The organism is Acidovorax sp. Leaf160 (assembly GCF_001424265.1).
GTDB lineage: Bacteria > Pseudomonadota > Gammaproteobacteria > Burkholderiales > Burkholderiaceae_C > Paracidovorax.
On record NZ_LMOV01000010.1, the window covers coordinates 31,505 to 47,548 of the forward strand.

Annotated in this window: 16 protein-coding genes and 1 pseudogene; 14 read left to right on the forward strand and 3 right to left on the reverse strand. The window is 70.6% G+C overall.

Annotated features, from left to right (window positions below; genetic code table 11):
* Window positions 1–466: 466 nt before the first annotated feature.
* A pseudogene (locus tag ASF94_RS21730) lies at window positions 467–724 on the forward strand (TonB-dependent receptor plug domain-containing protein); the annotation flags it as partial.
* A gap of 506 nt (window positions 725–1,230) precedes the next feature.
* Here the strand turns inward: ASF94_RS21730 and ASF94_RS21735 are convergent.
* On the reverse strand, window positions 1,231–1,371 hold the full coding sequence (locus ASF94_RS21735) for a hypothetical protein (RefSeq protein ID WP_235505282.1): 141 nt from the start codon (window positions 1,369–1,371) through the stop codon (window positions 1,231–1,233).
* A 152-nt stretch (window positions 1,372–1,523) separates the two neighbouring features.
* Between ASF94_RS21735 and ASF94_RS21740 the strand changes: the two genes are divergently transcribed.
* The 6 genes from ASF94_RS21740 (at window position 1,524) to arsC (ending at window position 6,755) form a co-directional block, all read left to right on the forward strand.
* On the forward strand, window positions 1,524–2,585 hold the full coding sequence (locus tag ASF94_RS21740) for a TonB-dependent receptor domain-containing protein (protein WP_056663125.1): 1,062 nt from the start codon (window positions 1,524–1,526) through the stop codon (window positions 2,583–2,585).
* A gap of 69 nt (window positions 2,586–2,654) precedes the next feature.
* Window positions 2,655–3,242 (forward strand): EF-hand domain-containing protein, encoded by a 588-nt coding sequence (locus ASF94_RS06115; protein WP_056663127.1) that lies wholly within the window; start codon window positions 2,655–2,657, stop codon window positions 3,240–3,242.
* A gap of 41 nt (window positions 3,243–3,283) precedes the next feature.
* The gene (locus tag ASF94_RS06120; RefSeq protein WP_056663130.1) at window positions 3,284–4,540 is read left to right on the forward strand and encodes a nucleoside recognition domain-containing protein; all 1,257 of its coding nucleotides are present in this window, start codon (window positions 3,284–3,286) and stop codon (window positions 4,538–4,540) included.
* Window positions 4,541–4,616: 76 nt separating this feature from the next.
* Window positions 4,617–4,970 (forward strand): helix-turn-helix transcriptional regulator, encoded by a 354-nt coding sequence (locus tag ASF94_RS06125; RefSeq protein ID WP_056663132.1) that lies wholly within the window; start codon window positions 4,617–4,619, stop codon window positions 4,968–4,970.
* Between the two features lie 7 nt (window positions 4,971–4,977).
* A complete protein-coding gene (locus ASF94_RS06130) occupies window positions 4,978–6,273 on the forward strand; it encodes an arsenic transporter (RefSeq protein WP_056663134.1) in 1,296 nt (431 codons plus the stop codon).
* A 38-nt stretch (window positions 6,274–6,311) separates the two neighbouring features.
* Window positions 6,312–6,755, forward strand: coding sequence for an arsenate reductase (glutaredoxin) (gene arsC / locus ASF94_RS06135; protein WP_056663136.1), 444 nt, complete (start codon window positions 6,312–6,314; stop codon window positions 6,753–6,755).
* On the opposite strand, the gene ASF94_RS06140 is transcribed toward arsC, so the two are convergent.
* Window positions 6,748–8,031, reverse strand: a complete 1,284-nt coding sequence (locus tag ASF94_RS06140; protein ID WP_056663138.1) for an MFS transporter — start codon at window positions 8,029–8,031, stop codon at window positions 6,748–6,750. The two genes, arsC and ASF94_RS06140, sit on opposite strands and share 8 nt — an antisense overlap.
* A 65-nt stretch (window positions 8,032–8,096) precedes the next feature.
* Between ASF94_RS06140 and ASF94_RS06145 the strand changes: the two genes are divergently transcribed.
* A complete protein-coding gene (locus tag ASF94_RS06145; RefSeq protein ID WP_056663142.1) occupies window positions 8,097–8,984 on the forward strand; it encodes a helix-turn-helix domain-containing protein in 888 nt (295 codons plus the stop codon).
* Between the two features lie 81 nt (window positions 8,985–9,065).
* On the opposite strand, the gene ASF94_RS06150 is transcribed toward ASF94_RS06145, so the two are convergent.
* A complete protein-coding gene (locus tag ASF94_RS06150; protein WP_056663144.1) occupies window positions 9,066–9,983 on the reverse strand; it encodes a LysR family transcriptional regulator in 918 nt (305 codons plus the stop codon).
* A gap of 391 nt (window positions 9,984–10,374) precedes the next feature.
* Here ASF94_RS06150 and ASF94_RS06155 point away from each other — a divergent pair, with 391 nt between their 5' ends.
* From ASF94_RS06155 to ASF94_RS06180, 6 genes are all read left to right on the forward strand, one after another.
* The gene (locus ASF94_RS06155; RefSeq protein WP_056663146.1) at window positions 10,375–11,037 is read left to right on the forward strand and encodes an extracellular solute-binding protein; all 663 of its coding nucleotides are present in this window, start codon (window positions 10,375–10,377) and stop codon (window positions 11,035–11,037) included.
* A gap of 61 nt (window positions 11,038–11,098) precedes the next feature.
* Complete coding sequence (locus ASF94_RS06160) at window positions 11,099–12,127, forward strand: amidohydrolase family protein (RefSeq protein ID WP_056663148.1); 1,029 nt, start codon at window positions 11,099–11,101, stop codon at window positions 12,125–12,127.
* Window positions 12,128–12,177: 50 nt separating this feature from the next.
* Window positions 12,178–12,861 (forward strand): 4-carboxy-4-hydroxy-2-oxoadipate aldolase/oxaloacetate decarboxylase, encoded by a 684-nt coding sequence (gene ligK / locus ASF94_RS06165; RefSeq protein WP_056663149.1) that lies wholly within the window; start codon window positions 12,178–12,180, stop codon window positions 12,859–12,861.
* An 87-nt stretch (window positions 12,862–12,948) separates the two neighbouring features.
* Entirely contained in the window at window positions 12,949–13,953 is a 1,005-nt protein-coding gene (locus tag ASF94_RS06170) for a tripartite tricarboxylate transporter substrate binding protein (protein WP_056663152.1), read from the forward strand.
* Window positions 13,954–13,960: 7 nt separating this feature from the next.
* Window positions 13,961–14,986, forward strand: a complete 1,026-nt coding sequence (locus ASF94_RS06175; protein ID WP_235505283.1) for a tripartite tricarboxylate transporter substrate binding protein — start codon at window positions 13,961–13,963, stop codon at window positions 14,984–14,986.
* Window positions 14,987–15,061: 75 nt separating this feature from the next.
* Window positions 15,062–15,994, forward strand: coding sequence for an amidohydrolase family protein (locus ASF94_RS06180; protein ID WP_056663156.1), 933 nt, complete (start codon window positions 15,062–15,064; stop codon window positions 15,992–15,994).
* Window positions 15,995–16,044 lie beyond the last annotated feature (50 nt).

The window sequence follows — 16,044 nt, forward strand, 5'->3', positions numbered from 1 at the left end:
CGGCGGCAGCGCGCCAATAGCCATGATGCCGCCCATGCCTTGCACGCGGGTGGGCGGCGGCGGCTCTATAGTCCCTGCCCGATAGCCAGATCACTTGCCCTTCTTCGTCAGGTGCGGTCCAGCGAGACGACACCAACGACATCGAGGGGCTGGCATGGGCCACATCATTTCGCAGTCGGGCAGCTTCGCTGCCCCGCGCGCCCACGGCGCGCTTCGTTTTCCACTTTCGCGTTGTGCGTCGGCGGCCGCGCTGGCCTGCGGCTGTGCGTTCGGCATCGGACTGCCCGGCACCGCGCTGGCCCAGTCGCCGGCACCGCAGAACCCGCCGCCGGTGCAGGCAACGCCTGCGCCACCACCCGTGCGCGTGCTGCCGGAAGTGCACGTGCGAGGCGAGGCGCAGCGGCCCGAGGCCGGCACGCGCACGGTCCTCACCCAGGACGACATCGAGAACACCGGCGCCACCGGCATGGGCGACGTCATGCGCTACCAGCCGCTGGTGGAGGCGCCCGGCAGCGTGACCGGCGCCACACGCGGCGCGAGCCGTTACGACCGGGGCGGCACCACGGGTTTCAACATCCGCGGGGTGGAGGGCAACCGCGTGGGGCTGGACGTGGACGGCATCGAGATGCCCGACGCCGTGGGCCGCGCGCCGATGAGCAACCGGGCGCAGGAAGGCAGCTTCGGCATGGGGCGCGACTTCATCGACCCCGACATGTACTCGTCGGTGGAGATTCTCTCGGGCACCACCAACGCGCAGCGCACGGCCGGCGGCATCGGCGGCGCGGTGAGCTTTCGCAGCCTGTCGCCCGACGCGTTCGTGAGCGCGCAAAAACCGTTCTACGCCGGCGCCAAGCTGGGCTACAGCAGTGCCAGCGACACGTGGAGCAAGGGCGCGACCGCCGCCGGCCTCGCGGGCGATGTGAGCGCGCTGGTGCGCTATGCGCGCCGCGACGGCCACGAGACCGGGAACCACGGCGGCAGCGGCACGGACAGTTTTCCACAGGACTGGCATTCCGACGCCCTGCTGCTCAAGGGCGTGTGGCGCGCATCGCCGCAGCACCGGCTGGAGCTGGCCGCCGACCTCTACCGCAAGCAGAACGATTCGGCCTTCGACGCCTGGAACCAGGCCGCCACGGCGGTGAGCGGGCGCGCTCGGCAGGACGCCGACACGGCGCGCAACACCGTCTACGCCGACCACACCTGGACGCCCGCCGGCAGCCCCGTGCTGGATCAGCTCAACACCCGCGTCTTCTTCCAGAACACCGACATGGAAGACCTGACCCGCACCACGGCGTTGGCGGACGGCAAGGTGGACACCGACCTGTCGCGCAACACCACGCATGCGGCGGGCTTTTCCAGCGTGGCGGACAAGCGCTTTGGCGCGCACCAGGTCAAGCTGGGCCTCAACCATTCGCGCACCGGGAACGATCACCCGTTCGAGTCCACCAGTGATTCGGCCACGCGCCAGCCGTTTCCCGACACGCTGACGCAGCGCACCGGCGTGTTCGTGGAAGACACCGCCGATGTCACCGTGGGCGGCCGGCGGCCGGCGGCTGGCGCTGGTGCCTGGGCTGCGGGTGGACCGCATCGACGCGCGCATCCGCAACGCGTCCGGCTTCGGCAACACGCGCATCACCCCGGCCGAGCTGGAGGCGATGTACGGCAACGCTCCGGCGCACACCATCGTCAGCCCCAGCTTCGCCGTGCTGTACGACCTGCAGCCGGGCTTCACCGCCTATGCCCAGTGGAAGCGCAGCGGGCGCGAGCCCAGCAACGCGGAGCGCTTCGGCTACTGGAACGGCGGCGGCGGCAGCTACGCGCTGCTGGGCGACCGCGATCTGAAGAAGGAAACCAGCAACGCCTTCGACGTCGGCGTGAAAGGCACGCCGGCCCCAGGCGTGACGCTGACGGCCTCGGCCTTCTACACGCGCTATCAGGACTTCATCGCCTACACCCGCTACACGCGCGCCAACAACCCGGAGAAGTTCGTCAACATCCAGCGCAGCCTGAACATCCTCTACCAGGCCAGCAACCGCGACGCGGCCACCATCTACGGCACCGAGCTGAGCGCGCGGCTGGAGCACGGCACCTGGGCGCCCGCCGCGCGCGGCCTCTACAGCACCTGGGCGCTGGGCTGGAGCCGCGGCACCTCGCGCTCGGGCTATGCGGGCGACGGCGACGTGGCGCTCGACACGGTGCAGCCGGCCAAGGCCGTCGTGGGGGTGGGCTATGACGCGCCGCAGCGCGCCTGGGGCCTGAACCTGACCGGCACGCTGGTGCGCGGCAAACAGGCCGAGGCCACCAACCGCAACGCCTTCAGCAACAACCCCGGCGCCACGCTGGCCCCCGCCACCACCGAACTCTTCCGCGTGCCGGGCTTCGCGCGCTGGGACCTGGCAGGCTACTGGCGCATCTCGCGGCATGCCCGCTGGTTCGCGGGCATCTACAACCTGGGCGACAAGCGCTACTGGTCGTATTCCAACAGCCGCAGCCTGCAACCGGCCTCCGCGCAGGACCGCCAGCAGATCGCGCTGTCCACCGCGCCGGGACGCACCTATGCCGTGGGGCTGAGCGTGGATTTCTGATCCCCATCCACGGCTCCTTTCGCCACTCATCCAATCTTGTCATCCACAACGTTCGAGGAAAACAGCGCCATGTTTCTGATCCGCCCCACCGCCCTGCTCTGCACGGCCGCCGCCGCGACGGCCTTGCTGACCGCCTGCGCCACCGGCCCGGCACCCTCCTCTCCTGGCAGCAGCAGCAGCAGCAGCAGCAGCAGCAGCGCTGCTGCCGCGCCGCTGGCCGGCCAGCCCGCGCGCCCCGCGGGCGGCCACGGCATTGACGCCTTCCTGGGCAGCTTCGACGCCGACCGCGACGGCCGCGTCACCCGCGCCGAGTACGACGCGATCCGCGCGCAGCGCTTTCGCGCCGCCGACACCAATGGCGACGGCGGGCTGAGCGAGGACGAGTACGTGGCCGAATACGAAGCGCGGCTGAAGCAGCAGTACTTCGATGACGGGCGCCAGCCCGATGCGGCCTATGCCAGCCAGATCAAGCAGGCGCACGTGCGCTATCGCATCGTGAACCGCGCGCGGGATGGCCGCTACACGCCCGAGGAAGACCGCGCCGTCGCCAGCCGCACTTTCAAGGGCATGGACACCAACGGCGACGGCGTCGTCTCCGCCGCCGATCCGCAGCGCCCGCCGCCGCCCCGCGCGGCAGACGGCCAGGCCGCCGACTGACGCGGGCGCCCGCCCGGGCGGGGCCGCTACCATCGCGAGCCATGGTGCTCAACTGGCTCTGGATCGGGTTCTTCACGGTGGCGTTCGCCACGGCCGCCGTGCGCTGGCTGCTGGGCGAGCACGCCATCTTCCAGGCGCTGATGACCGCCCTGTTCGACGGCGCGCGCTCGGGCTTCGAGATCTCGCTGGGCCTGGCCGGCGTGATGGCGCTCTGGCTGGGCCTCATGCGCGTGGGCGAGCGGGCCGGCGTGATCGCGCTGCTGGCGCGTGCGGCCGGGCCGCTGCTGCGGCGGCTCTTTCCCGGCGTGCCCGACGGCCATCCGGCGCAGGGCGCGATGACCATGAACGTGTCGGCCAACCTGCTGGGGCTGGACAACGCGGCCACCCCGCTGGGCCTGGCGGCCATGCGCGAGCTGCAGTCCATCAACCCGCGCGCGCCCGATGAAGCGGCCAGCGACGCGCAGATCATGTTCGTGGTGATGAACACGGCCGGGCTGACGCTGATTCCCACCTCGGTCATCGCCATCCGCCAGAGCGTGGCGCTGCAGCAGGGCCTGGGCGCGGGCTTCAACGCGGCCGACATTTTTCTGCCCACGCTGATCGTCACCTTCATCTCGCTGCTGGCCGGCGTGCTGGCGGTGGCCGTGGCGCAGCGGCTGCCGCTCTGGCGCCCGCGCCTGCTGCTGCCGGTGCTGGCCGTGGGCGGGCTGATGGCGGCGGCGGTCGCGGCGCTCTCGCGCCTGCCTGCCGAACAGGCTGCGCGCGTGGCCGGCGCCACGGGCGCCGGCGTGATCCTGGGCGTGGTGATGCTCTTCGTGCTGGCCGCCGCGTGGCGGCGGGTGAATGCCTACGAGGCCTTCATCGACGGCGCCAAGGAAGGCTTCGGCGTGGCGGTGCAGATCGTGCCCTACCTCATCGCCATCCTGATCGCGGTGGGCGTGTTCCGCGCGGCGGGCTGCATGGACTTTGTGCTCTCGGGCATCGGCGCGGGCGTGTCGGCGCTGGGCTGGAACACCGACTTCCTGCCCGCCCTGCCCGTGGGGCTGATGAAGGTGCTCTCGGGCGCGGGCGCGCGGGGCCTGATGATCGACGTGATGCAGGCCCACGGCGTGGATTCCTTCGCCGGGCGGCTCGCGGCCATCGTGCAGGGCTCCACCGAAACCACGTTCTACGTGCTGGCCGTGTATTTCGGCAGCGTGGGCGTGAAGCACACCCGCCATGCGCTGGCCTGCGCGCTGTTCGCCGACGCGGTGGGGCTGGTGGCGGCCATCGGCGTGGGCTACGCGCTGCTGCGCTGAAGGCGCGGCAGGGCTGTGGCATCGGAGAGTTATCCACATCATTTCCAAATTACTGGAAATGTCGTAGCATCGCCGCATGGATGAAACCGAAGCTTCCGCCACGCTGGGCGCCCTCTCCCACCCCATGCGCCTGCGCATCTTCCGGGCCCTGGTCGTGGCCGGGCCGGACGGGCTGACGCCGGGCGTGATGGGCGAGGCGCTGGGCCTGGCCAATGCCACGCTGTCGTTCCACCTGAAGGAGCTGGCCCAGGCGGGACTGGTGTCGCAGGAGCGCGCCAGCCGCCACCTCATCTACCGTGCCAGCTTCGACCGCATGGACAGCCTGCTGGGCTTTCTCACCGACAACTGCTGTGCCGGCGTGCCGTGCAGCGCCAGCCTGTCGGGCGCTGCCGCCTGCGCTCCTTCGTTCTCTTCTTCCCGCAAAAACTGAGCCACCCATGATCGCCGCCCTCTGCATCTTCCTCGCCACGCTGACGCTGGTCATCTGGCAGCCCCGCGGCCTGGGCATTGGCTGGAGCGCATCGGCCGGCGCGCTGGCCGCGCTGGCGCTGGGCGTGGTCCACCTGGCCGACGTGCCGGTGGTCTGGGGCATCGTGTGGAACGCGACCGCGACCTTCGTGGCGCTGATCGCCATCAGCCTGCTGCTGGACGAAGCGGGCTTCTTCGAATGGGCCGCGCTGCACGTGGCCCGCTGGGGCCGCGGCCGCGGCCGCGGCGCGCGGCTCTTCGGCCTCACGGTGCTGCTGGGCGCGGCGGTGTCGGCGCTGTTCGCCAACGACGGCGCGGCGCTGATCCTCACGCCCATCGTCATGTCGATGCTGCTGGCGCTGGGTTTCTCGCCTGCCGCGACCCTGGCCTTCGTGATGACGGCGGGCTTCATCGCCGACACGGCCAGCCTGCCGCTGGTGGTCTCCAACCTGGTGAACATCGTCACGGCGGATTTCTTCCAGCTGAGCTTCAGCGACTACGTGGCGGTGATGGTGCCAGTGAATCTCGCCTCCGTCGCCGCCAGCCTGGCCGTGCTCTACCTCTTCTACCGCCGCGACCTGCCCGCGGCCTACGACCTGCGCCAGCTGAAGGCACCGGCCGAGGCGGTGCGCGATGTGGCCACCTTCCGCGCCGGCTGGGTGGTGCTGGCCCTGCTGCTGCTGGGCTGCTTCGCGCTGGAGCCGCTGGGCGTGCCGATCAGCGCCGTGGCCGCGGTCTGCGCGGCGCTGCTGCTGGCCGTGGCCTGGCGCGGCCATGCCATCGGCGTGGGCCGGGTGCTGCGCGGCGCGCCCTGGCAGATCGTGGTCTTCTCGCTGGGCATGTACCTGGTGGTCTATGGCCTGCGCAACGCGGGGCTGACCTCGTACCTGGCCGGCGTGCTCGACGGCTTTGCGCGCGGCGGCGTCTGGGGCGCGGCCTTCGGCACGGGCTTCCTCGCGGCGGGGCTGTCTTCGGTGATGAACAACATGCCCACGGTGCTGGTGGGCGCGCTGTCCATCGACCAGTCCTCGGCCGCCGGGTCGGTAAAGGAGGCCATGGTCTATGCCAACGTCATCGGCTGCGACCTGGGCCCGAAGATCACGCCCATCGGCAGCCTGGCGACGCTGCTGTGGCTGCATGTGCTGGCCCGCAAGGGCACGACCATCACCTGGGGCTACTACCTGCGCGTGGGCGCGGTGCTGACGCTGCCGGTGCTGGCCGTGGCGCTGGCCGCGCTGGCGCTGCGCCTCAGCCTCTTTGCGTGAACCCGTTCCACCCCGATCCTTCTTCTCTGCCTCGCACCATGGCCGCTTCCATCACGATCTATCACAACCCTGCTTGCGGCACCTCGCGCAACACGCTGGCGCTGATCCGCAATTCGGGCGAAGAGCCCACCGTCGTCGAATACCTGAAGACCCCGCCCGACCGCGCCACGCTGGAGGCGCTGATCGCCGCCATGGGCCTGCCGGTGCGCGAGGTGATGCGCCGCAAGGGCACGCCCTACGACGAACTGGGCCTGGACGATGCGACGTGGAGCGACGAGGCGCTGATCGGCTTCATGCTGGAGCACCCCATCCTCATCAACCGGCCCATCGTCGCCACGCCGCTGGGCACGCGGCTGTGCCGGCCTTCGGAGCGGGTGCTGGACATCCTGCCCCAGCCGCAGCGCGGCGCCTTCGCCAAGGAAGACGGCGAGCCGGTGGTCGATGCCCAGGGCCGGCGCGTGGCGCCGGAAAAAACTAAGTAGCAGCCGCCGTAGCAGCAGCCCGCTGCTGCGCCGCCCGTGCTGCCACGCCCACGCCCACCACGCCGGCGGATGCCACGCCCAGCACCAGGGCGGCGGCCGAGCCGTAGAAGATGCCCGAAGTCATGCCTGCATCGAGCATGGCGCCGAACACCGGGGCGGCGGTGCAAAAGCCCAGGTCCAGCCCCGAATACACCGTGCCATAGACGCGGCCGGTGGCGCCGGGAGGCGCGGCGCGCTTGATGAGCATGTCGCGCGAGGGGCCTGCCAGGCCCGTGCCCACGCCGGCCAGCGCCACCAGCACCATCGTGCCCATGCCCGGCAGCCAGCCGGTGCCGGCCACCACCAGCATGGCGGCGGTGGTCAGCATGCAGACGGTGATGGTGCGTTCCAGCCGCGCCACGCGGCCGGCCAGGAAGCCGCCCACCACCATGCCGGCGGCGCCGCACAGCATGTAGCCGGTGACGACCAGGGAGGTGACCGACAGCGGCAGGCCGTACATCTTCTGCAGCGTGGGGCTGGCGAAGCTCTGGATCACGCTGAGCGAGCAGGTGGTCCAGAAGAAGAACGAGAAGCACAGCCACACCGAGGGCAGCTTGAGGAAGGCCATGGGGTGCTCGGCCGTGGCGCCGGGCGCGGGCTTGGCGCCGGCCTGCGCACCGGCGGTGCCGCGCCGGTCGTCCAGCGCGTCGCGGTTGATGACCATCACCGTGAGCACCAGGGCCGCGAGCACGCCGCCGCACAGGCATGCCGTGCGCCAGGAGCCGGTGGCGGCGGTGATGCCGGCCATGAAGATGGGCGCCGTCGCCCAGCCCAGGTTGCCCGAGATGCCGTGCACCGAGAAGCCGTGCCCCAGCCGCTGGGCCGACACGCGCTTGTTGAGGATGGTGAAGTCCACCGGATGGAAGGGCGCGTTGCCCAGCCCCGCCAGCGCGGCGGCGGCCATCAGGCCGAAGTAGCCGGTGGCGAGGCTGGCCACCACCCCGGCCGCCGTGAAGCACGAGAGCGCGAAGAACATCACCGGCCGCGCGCCGACCCGGTCCACGATGAAGCCCGAGAGCGCCTGGCCCACGCCGGAGATGACGAAGAACACCGACACCAGCAGGCCCAGCTCGGAATAGCTGAAGCCGAATTCCTTGATGAGAAAGGGAAAGAGCGGCGGCAGCAGCAGGTGGAAGAAGTGCGAGGAGCCGTGCGCCAAGCCGATCAGGCCGATGGTGCGGGCGTCTTCGCGCAGCGTGGCGGTGGCTTCGGCGGTGGGTGGGTTGATCGATGTCATGGCGGCGATCTTAGGCAGGGGGGCCGCGTCCGAATTACGATAGCCGGCCAAACTCTGTCGAGAAAATGCCAAACACCGCCCTGCTGCTGCGCCCACCCGCCGCCCGGCCGCGCGCGCGGCCCCTGTCCTACGTCGATTCGCTCACGCCACACCTCTTCGTGCCGAGCGCGGCGCGGCCGGTGCGGGCCAAGGTGCGCGCGCTGAGCGCCGACACGCAGGTGATGCCGCACAGCCATCCCTGGGCGCAGGTGGCGATCTCGACCCAGGGCGTGATCCGGCTGACGGTGGCAGGCGGCACCTACATCGTGCCGCCCTCGCGCGCGGTGTGGATTCCGCCTGGCGTGGAGCATGCGGTGACCATGGTGGAGGACGCCGATCTGCGCACGCTCTACTTCCACCAGCCGCGCGGCCGCTGCGGCCCCGGCGTGGCGCGGGCCGACGAGGCGCCCTGGCGCCAGTGCCGCGTGCTGGAGATGTCCGAGCTGCTGCGAGCCCTGGTCTGCGAGATGCCCGCCGAGAACGACGACGCCCCGCCCTTGCCGCTCGAGGCGCTGCGCCGAGAGCGCCACCTGAGCGCGCTGATCCTCGAAGAACTGCGCCGCGCCAGCGCCGTGCGCCTGGGCGTGCCGCTGCCGCGCGACAAGCGCCTGCGCCATCTGTGCGAGGCGGTGCTGGCCGATCCGACCCGCCACGAGGCGCTGGCCGAATGGGCGCGCGACACCGGCGCCAGCCCGCGCACGGTGGCGCGGCTTTTCCGGCAGGAGTTATCCACAACCTTCACGCAATGGCGCCAGCAGGTGCTGCTGGCCCAGGCGGTGGCGCTGGCCGCGGGGCGCAAGCCCGTCAACCAGATCGCGGCCGAGCTGGGCTACGCCAGCCCCAGCGCCTTCAGCGCCATGGTGCGGCGCGCGGTGGGCATGCCGCCGGCGCGCTTCCTGGGGCTGCAGCAGTGAGGTGAATTTTTGAGGCGTTTTCGGGCTGTAGCGCTTGTCTGGACTGCGCATTGCGCTATCGAAAGATGAGCGAACGGGTTCTCAGCCCGTCTGCGGCTCAGACACCATTTCGCGGATCAGCGCGATGGTGGCCTGCTGCGCCAGCGTGGCCGCTCGCCGCGCCGAGGTGACCAGATGCACCTGCCCCACCACGCGCGGCGCGTCGATGGGGTGCAGCAGGTAGCGCTGCGGATGGGCCGAGGCGCGCACCGCGTGCCCGGGCAGCACGGCATAGCCCACGCCTTCGGAGACCAGGTCGAGGATGGCCGAGACGCCGTCGATCTCCATGGCGATGCGCGGCGTGCAGCCGATGTCGGCCATGCGCCGCTCCAGCAGCATGCGCAGGGCGTTGGGCCGGCTGGGCACGACCAGCGGGTGCGTGGCCAGAGTGGCCAGGGGCATGGGCGACTCGGTGCCGCCGCTGCCTGTGCCGGGGCGGGTGTCCGGGCGCGGGGCGATGGCGAAGAGTTCCTCGTCCATCAGGTGCTCGGCGGCCAACTCGGGCGAGGTGGGCGGGTTGTAGAGCAGCGCCACGTCCAGCCGGCCGGTCTGCAGCCATTCCTGCATCTGCACCGACAGGCCTTCGCTGATCGACAGCGCCGCATCGGGCAGGCGCTGGCGGAAGGCGCGCGAGAGCGGCACCGTGAGCCGCCGCGCCAGGCTGGGCGGCAGGCCGATGCTCACGCGCCCGGTGAGCGCGCCGCGTGCGCGGCCCAGGTCTTCGCGGGCGCGCTCCACCTGGTGCAGGATGCCCCGGCCGTGCTCCAGCATCAGCTGGCCGGCGTCGGTCAGCGTCACGCCCCGGCCGTTGCGCAGCAGCAGGTTCTGGCGCAGTTCCACCTCCAGCAGGCGGATCTGGCGGCTCAGCGCGGGCTGGGCCACCGCCAGCGCCAGCGCGGCGCGGGTGAAGCTGCCCAGCTCGGCCACACGCACGAAGTATTCGATTTGCTTGAGATCCATGGATGAAAAAAGGGGCAGCCCGCCCCGGCGTGCTCCAAATCCTGGGGTTAACCCTGAAAAGTCATATAACTGCCTCCATGTTATGCCGGTTTGCTCTAGCTGATAGCGGGCCATGCCAGTGTGCAGGGGCCGGAGGGCGCGCAAGAATGCGCCAACGCCTGCAGTGCCGGGCTGCCTGGCTCCCGAGCCCAGGCCAGCCGGCTTGACGCCGTGCCGGGTGACTGCCCTCGCTTCGACCCTTCGACAAGCTCAGGGCAGGCCCAGCTCGGCCCGAACGGACTGGAATGAGCGGGCAGGCAGACCTGCACAGGCCCGGTCCATGACAACAAACACTCGCACGGAGACACGCCTCAACATGTCCACCCCCCCGGTTCTTCGCGGTATTTCATCCATGGCCACCCGGGCCTTGCTGGCCGAGCTGATCGCCGCATGGCAGCAGCAATCGGGTGGCGAGGCCGCCATCGAATCGGTGGGCGGCGTGGATGCCGCCCGGCGCGTGCGCGAAGGCGGCGAGCCCTTCGACGTGGTGGTGCTGGCTTCCGACGCCATCGCCAAGCTGGAGGCCGCCGGCCGCATCGTGCCCGGCAGCGTGACGCCGCTGGTGCGCTCCGGCGTGGCCGTGGCGGTGCCGGCCGGCGCGCCGCACCCGGCCATCGGCACCGAGGCCCAGCTGCGCGAGGCCGTGCTGGCCGCGCCCACCATCGGCTATTCCACCGGCCCGAGCGGCGTGGCGCTGCAGCAGCTGTTCGAGCGCTGGGGCATCGCGGACGTGGTGAAGGACCGCACCGTGCAGGCGCCGGCCGGCACGCCCGTGGGTACCCTGGTGGCGCGCGGCGAGGTGGCGCTGGGCTTTCAGCAGCTGAGCGAACTGCTGCACCTGGAAGGCATCGACGTGGTCGGCCCGCTGCCCGACGCGGTGCAGATCACCACCGTCTTCAGCGCCGCCGTGGTGGCCGGCGCCGCGCAGGAGGCGGCCGCGCGCGACCTGCTGGCCTTCCTGGCCTCGCCCGCCACGGCCGACGCCAAGCGCCGCCAGGGCATGGACCCGGCCTGACCCTCGGCCACCCCCTTTTTCCCTTGTCTTTCTTTCCCATTCCCACGGAGCGCCCCGCACCATGATCATCGACTGCCACGGCCACTACACCACCGCGCCCAAGGCGCTGGAGAACTGGCGCAATGCCCAGATCGCGGGCATCCAGGACCCGTCCGCCCGGCCCCGCCCGTCCGACCTGAAGATCAGCGACGACGAGCTGCGCGAGTCCATCGAAAGCAACCAGCTGCGCCTGATGAAGGAACGCGGCAGCGACCTGACCATCTTCAGCCCGCGCGCGAGCTTCATGGCCCACCACATCGGCGACTTCGAGGTTTCCAGCACCTGGGCCGCCATCTGCAACGAGCTCTGCCATCGCGTCGCGCAGCTGTTTCCCGACCACTTCGTGCCCGCCGCCATGCTGCCGCAGTCGCCCGGCGTCGATCCCAGGACCTGCATCCCCGAGCTGGTCAAGTGCGTGGAGCAGTACGGCAACGTGGGCATCAACCTGAACCCCGACCCGAGCGGCGGCCACTGGACCAGCCCGCCCCTGACCGACCGCCACTGGTACCCCATCTACGAGAAGATGGTGGAGTACGACATCCCCGCCATGATCCACGTGAGCACCAGCTGCAACGCGTGCTTCCACACCACCGGCGCGCACTATCTGAACGCCGACACCACGGCCGTGATGCAGTGCATCCTGGGCGATCTGTTCAAGGACTTCCCCACGCTGAAGTTCGTCATTCCGCACGGCGGCGGCGCCGTGCCCTACCACTGGGGCCGCTTCCGCGGCCTGGCGCAGGAGATGAAGAAGCCGCTGCTGGAAGAGCACCTGCTGAACAACATCTTCTTCGACACCTGCGTCTACCACCAGCCGGGCATCGACCTGCTGACCAAGGTGATCCCGGTCAAGAACATCCTCTTTGCCAGCGAAATGATCGGCGCCGTGCGCGGCATCGACCCGCAGACCGGCCACTACTACGACGACACCAAGCGCTACGTGAACGCCACCGCCAACCTGAGCGACGAGGAGCGCTACCAGGTCTTCGAAGGCAACGCGCGCCGCGTTTTCCCGCGCCTGGACGCGCAGCTGAAGGCCAAGGGCCTCTGAGCCCTTCGAGTCCCGGACTGCCCCCGCCAACGAAAACGGAGAAACCAGCCATGTACGAACTCGGAGTCGTCTATCGCAACATCCAGCGCGCCGACCGCGCCGCCGCCGACGGCCTGGCCGCGCTCGGCTCTGCCACGGTGCACGAGGCCATGGGCCGCGTGGGCCTGCTCAAGCCCTACATGCGCCCGATCTACCCCGGCGCGCAGGTGTCGGGCACGGCCGTGACGGTGCTGCTGCACCCGGGCGACAACTGGATGCTGCACGTCGCGGCCGAACAGATCCAGCCCGGCGACATCGTGGTGGCGGCCATCACCGCCGAATGCACCGACGGCTACTTCGGCGACCTGCTGGCGACCAGCTTCCAGGCGCGGGGCGCGCGGGCGCTGGTGATCGACGCCGGCGTGCGCGACGTGAAGACGCTCAAGGAGATGGACTTTCCCGTCTGGAGCCGATGCGTCAGCAGCAAGGGCTGCATCAAGGCCACCATCGGCTCGGTGAACATCCCGGTGGTGTGCGCCGGCATGCTGGTCACGCCCGGCGACGTGATCGTGGCCGACGACGACGGCGTGGTCTGCGTACCTGCCGCCCGGGCCGTGGAAACGCTGGCCGCCGCGCAGAAGCGCGAATCCTTCGAGGGCGAAAAGCGCGCCAAGCTGGCCTCGGGCGTGCTGGGCCTCGATATGTACAAGATGCGCGAGCCGCTCGCGGCGGCGGGCCTGAAGTACATCGACTGAGGTCCATCGACTGACGGTGGCGAAACCCGCCGCGTTCCCCTTTCCCTGGCCTTTCCTATTCATTCCCATAAAGAGAGACAAAAAGCCATGAAGAACCGCCCGACCTCCCTCGCCCGCCGCACGCTGCTGGCCTTTGCCGCCACCGCCGCCTGCGCGCTGCCCCTGGCCAGCCAGGCGCAGGCCCCGGCCGCCTGGCCCACCAAGCCGGTGCGCATCATCACGCCCTTCCCGGTGGGCGGCGGGCCCGACGGCGTGGCGCGGCTGGTGGCCGATCGCCTCTCGCGCACCTGGGGCCAGCCGGTGACGGTGGACAACCGCCCGGGCGGCAACGGCTTCATCGCCATCGACGCCTTCAAGCGCGGCGCCAAGGACGGCAGCGACATGATCGTGCTGGACAACGTCCACCTGGCCGCCTACCCCAGCCTGTTCAAGAAGCTGCCCTACGACCCGGTGAAGGACTTCGACCCGCTGCTGCCGCTCTTCAAGGCCTACTTCTTCTTCACCGTGGGCACCACCAGCCGCTACCAGTCGGTGGCGGACCTGATCGCCGATGCGAAGGCCCAGCCGGGCAAGCTGAACTACGGCTCCTGGTCGGTCGGCAACCCGGTGCACCTGGGCTCGGAGCTGTTCGAGTCGATCACCGGCACGCAGATGGAGCACGTGGTCTACAAGGAAACCACCCAGCTCTACAGCGCGGTGTCCACGGGCGACCTGGCCTTCGCGCTGGGCACCGCCGCCACCGCCGGGCCGCTGCAGCGCGGCGGCAAGCTGCGCTTCCTGGCCATCGCCGCGCCGCAGCGCTCGGCCTCGTATCCGGACGTGCCCACGGTGGCCGAATCGGGCGGGCCGAAGGGCTTCGAGGTCACGGGCTGGAACGCGCTGGCCGTGCCCCCGGGCCTGCCGGCAACCGTCACCGACAAGATCCGCCGCGACGTGGAGGAAGCGCTGAAGGCGCCCGAGGTGCAGGAGAAGTTCAAGAGCTTCGCCTACGAGCCCTTCCCCACCACGCGGCCGCAGTTCACGCAGTTCATCCAGGCGGAGAGCCAGCGCTTCGGCGACGTGATCCGCAAGGCCAACGTGTCGCTCGATTGAGGCCGCCATGACGATGCCTGCCGCTTCCCATCGCTCCGCGCCCTTCCGCTCACGCCGCCACTGGCTGGCCGGACTGTCCGCCCTGGGCGCCGCTGGCGTGCTGGCGGCCCTGCCCCGGCCCGCCCGCGCGCAATCCGGCTACCCGGCCCGGCCGGTGCGGCTCATCGTCGGCTATTCGGCCGGCGGCGCGGTCGATGCGGTGGCGCGCAGCGTGGGCCAGGCGCTGTCGGCCAGCCTGGGCCAGCCCTTCGTGGTGGAGAACAAGCCGGGCGCGGGCACCAACATCGCCGTCAAGGCCACCATCGACGCGCCGGCCGACGGCTACACGCTGATGGTGACGGCCAACGCGCTGGCCGCCAACATGGCGCTCTACCAGCCCGCGCCGTTCGACGCCGAGCGCGACCTGGTGGCGGTGTCGCTGATCGGCCGCGTGCCGGTGGTGATCGCGGCGAACGCCGACACGCCCTACGCCGGCATCCGCGATCTCATCGCCGCCGCGAAGGCGCAGCCGCGCGGCATCGCCTTCGCCTCGCCGGGCAACGGCTCCACGCCGCACATGGCGGTGGAATTCTTCGAGCGGGCCGCCGGCATCGAGCTGCAGCACGTGCCCTACCGCGGCGGCGCGCAGGCGCTCACCGACGTGATCGGCGGGCAGCTGCCGCTGATCGCCGTGAACGCGCTGGAAGTGCAGCCGCACGTCAAGAGCGGCAAGCTCAAGGTGCTGGCAGTGCTGAGCCCGCAGCGCAGCGCCGTGTTTCCCGACGTGCCCACCATCGCCGAATCGGGCTTTCCCGGCTTCGAGGCCTCGGTCTGGTATGGCGTGGTGGCGCCTGCGGCCACCCCGATGCCGCTGGTCGAGCGCCTGCATGCCGAAGTGCAGAAGGCGCTGCAGACGCCGGCCGTGCGCGAACGCATGGCCCAGGTGGGCGGCGAGGTGCTGCCCGGCCCGCGCGATGCGTTCGTGCAGCTGATCCGCTCGGAACGCGCGCGCTACGACAAGCTGGTGCGCGACGCGCAGATCAAGCCCGACTGACGCCGCTGCGCCACCGCCCGACCCCCTTCGATCCCTTCCGATCCCCTTCCGTTTGTCCCACCGATCCGCACCACCATGAGCAAACCGACTTCCGGCCCCTTCGAGAAAACCCCTGGCTGGCTGGACTGGTACACCGGCCCGTCCCAACCCCGCTTCCAGGTGCCCGCGGGCAGCGTGGACGCCCACTGCCACGTGTTCGGCCCCGGCGCCGAATTCCCCTATGCGCCCGAGCGCAAGTACACGCCCTGCGACGCCAGCAAGGCGCAGCTCTTCGCCCTGCGCGACCAGCTGGGCTTTTCGCGCAACGTGATCGTGCAGGCCACCTGCCACGGCGCCGACAACCGCGCCATGGTCGATGCCTGCCAGGCGGCGGGCGGCAAGGCGCGTGGCGTGGCCACGGTGCGCCGCAGCATCAGCGATGCCGAGCTGCAGGCGCTGCACGATGCCGGCGTGCGCGGCGTGCGCTTCAACTTCGTCAAGCGGCTGGTGGACTTCACGCCCAAGGACGAGCTGATGGAGATCGCCGGCCGCATCGCCCAGCTGGGCTGGCATGTGGTGATCTACTTCGAGGCGGTGGACCTGCCCGAGCTGTGGGACTTCTTCACCCAGCTGCCGACCACCGTCGTAGTGGACCACATGGGCCGGCCCGACGTGACGAAACCCGTCGACGGCCCCGAGTTCGAGCTGTTCCTGAAGTTCATGCGCCAGCACCCGAACGTGTGGAGCAAGGTCAGCTGCCCCGAGCGCCTGTCCACCGCCGGCCCCGAGGCGCTGCATGGCGAGCAGAACGCCTACCGCGACGTGGTGCCGTTCGCCCGCCGCGTGGTGGAGGAGTTCCCCGACCGCGTGCTCTGGGGCACCGACTGGCCCCACCCCAACCTGAAGGGCCACATGCCCGACGACGGCCTGCTGGTGGACTTCATCCCGCACATCGCGCCCACGGCCGAGCTGCAGAGGAAGCTGCTGGTGGACAACCCCATGCGCCTCTACTGGCCCGAGGAGCAATGACCCCCACGCTCCGCCGCTTGGCGGGCCGCTGCCCCCCGAGGGGCCGCGAA

Excerpts from the sequence above, each read along its gene's own strand:
- ASF94_RS21740 (WP_056663125.1), top strand. The coding sequence starts at position 1,524 with ATGTCACCGTGGGCGGCCGGCGGCCGGCGGCTGGCGCTGGTGCCTGGG.
- ASF94_RS06115 (WP_056663127.1), top strand. The coding sequence starts at position 2,655 with ATGTTTCTGATCCGCCCCACCGCCCTGCTCTGCACGGCCGCCGCCGCG.
- ASF94_RS06120 (WP_056663130.1), top strand. The coding sequence starts at position 3,284 with ATGGTGCTCAACTGGCTCTGGATCGGGTTCTTCACGGTGGCGTTCGCC.
- ASF94_RS06125 (WP_056663132.1), top strand. The coding sequence starts at position 4,617 with ATGGATGAAACCGAAGCTTCCGCCACGCTGGGCGCCCTCTCCCACCCC.
- ASF94_RS06130 (WP_056663134.1), top strand. The coding sequence starts at position 4,978 with ATGATCGCCGCCCTCTGCATCTTCCTCGCCACGCTGACGCTGGTCATC.
- arsC (WP_056663136.1), top strand. The coding sequence starts at position 6,312 with ATGGCCGCTTCCATCACGATCTATCACAACCCTGCTTGCGGCACCTCG.
- ASF94_RS06140 (WP_056663138.1), bottom strand. The coding sequence starts at position 8,031 with ATGACATCGATCAACCCACCCACCGCCGAAGCCACCGCCACGCTGCGC.
- ASF94_RS06145 (WP_056663142.1), top strand. The coding sequence starts at position 8,097 with ATGCCAAACACCGCCCTGCTGCTGCGCCCACCCGCCGCCCGGCCGCGC.
- ASF94_RS06150 (WP_056663144.1), bottom strand. The coding sequence starts at position 9,983 with ATGGATCTCAAGCAAATCGAATACTTCGTGCGTGTGGCCGAGCTGGGC.
- ASF94_RS06155 (WP_056663146.1), top strand. The coding sequence starts at position 10,375 with ATGGCCACCCGGGCCTTGCTGGCCGAGCTGATCGCCGCATGGCAGCAG.
- ASF94_RS06160 (WP_056663148.1), top strand. The coding sequence starts at position 11,099 with ATGATCATCGACTGCCACGGCCACTACACCACCGCGCCCAAGGCGCTG.
- ligK (WP_056663149.1), top strand. The coding sequence starts at position 12,178 with ATGTACGAACTCGGAGTCGTCTATCGCAACATCCAGCGCGCCGACCGC.
- ASF94_RS06170 (WP_056663152.1), top strand. The coding sequence starts at position 12,949 with ATGAAGAACCGCCCGACCTCCCTCGCCCGCCGCACGCTGCTGGCCTTT.
- ASF94_RS06175 (WP_235505283.1), top strand. The coding sequence starts at position 13,961 with ATGACGATGCCTGCCGCTTCCCATCGCTCCGCGCCCTTCCGCTCACGC.
- ASF94_RS06180 (WP_056663156.1), top strand. The coding sequence starts at position 15,062 with ATGAGCAAACCGACTTCCGGCCCCTTCGAGAAAACCCCTGGCTGGCTG.